The sequence below is a fragment of the Zoogloea sp. 1C4 genome (assembly GCF_009469605.1).
GTDB lineage: Bacteria > Pseudomonadota > Gammaproteobacteria > Burkholderiales > Rhodocyclaceae > Zoogloea > Zoogloea oryzae.
Genome location: NZ_SSXU01000112.1, coordinates 1 through 1,168 on the forward strand (window position 1 = coordinate 1; position 1,168 = coordinate 1,168).

Sequence of the window (1,168 nt, forward strand, 5' to 3'; positions counted from 1 at the left end):
AACCCGACCTTGTATTGTGTTGATGTGCGGAACCGGTCGTTTTCAGGTCTTTGTGCGGGGCCGGGACTGCATACCTGGGGGGCACCTCAGGTTGAGCGGCGGGATGCCGTACCCGCCCTTGGGCCACGCGCCCGCGAGGTAGATCTTGCAACTGCCGCTCACCCTCGCTCAATAGATCGAACAGTATCTTTGGCCCGGCTTGCCGGCAGCCCGCATTCACAAGGTTGATCGAAAGAGGACACCTCATGCATCCGCTTCAACTCGGCATTGATGTCGCCAAGGCCAAGCTCGACTGCGCCCTGCGCCTCGCGAGCGGCAAGTTCCGCCACAAAGTCGTCGACAACACCCCGGCCGGCTTCAAGGCGCTGGACGACTGGCTCGCCAAGGAAGGTGCCACGGCGCTCCAGGTCTGCATGGAAGCCACCGGTACCTACTGGGAGGCGGTCGCCGAGTACCTGGCAGGCCGCACCGAGACAACGGTCAGTGTCGTCAATCCGGTCCAGATCAAGGCTTTCGGCGCGTCCCGGATGATGCGTACCAAGACCGACAAGGTCGATGCCAAGCTGATCGCCCAGTTCTGCGCCGAGCGCACGCCCGTTCCCTGGCAAGCCCCCACGCCTGCCGAAAAAAACCTGCGTGCTCTGGTGCTGCGCCTTGATGCGCTTCAATCCATGCGCACCCAGGAATCCAACCGCCTGGAGGTGGCCCGCGATAGCGTCGCCGAGGGCATTACCAAGCACCTCAAGTGGCTCGACGACGAGATTGCACGGCTTGGCAAGGCCATCCGCGACCACATCGACAACGACCCGACCCTGAAGGACAAGCACCGCCTGCTCGACTCGATCCCCGGTCTCGGGGAGCGCACCACCGCCGTACTGCTGGCCTTCCTCGCCGAACCTGCACGCTTCGAGAATGCACGTCAGGTGGTTGCCTTCGCCGGCCTCGACCCGCGCCAGCACGAGTCGGGCAGCAGCGTGCGCGGCAAGCCCCGGCTCTCCAAGGTCGGCCACAGCTTTCTGCGCAAGGCCCTCTACATGCCCGCCATGGTCGCCCTCTACCGAACCGACTGGGGCAAGCTCTTCCGCGAACGCCTCGCCGCCAAGGGCAAACCCCCGATGCTCATCATCGGCGCCATGATGCGCAAGCTCCTCCACGTCAGCTACGGCGT

Annotated in this window: 1 protein-coding gene; it reads left to right on the plus strand. The window is 64.4% G+C overall.

All coding sequences use genetic code 11. The annotated features are described in order from the left end of the window. Positions 1-245: 245 nt before the first annotated feature. On the plus strand, positions 246-1,168 hold a 923-nt coding region (locus GH681_RS23090; protein WP_153163835.1), incomplete at its 3' end, for an IS110 family transposase.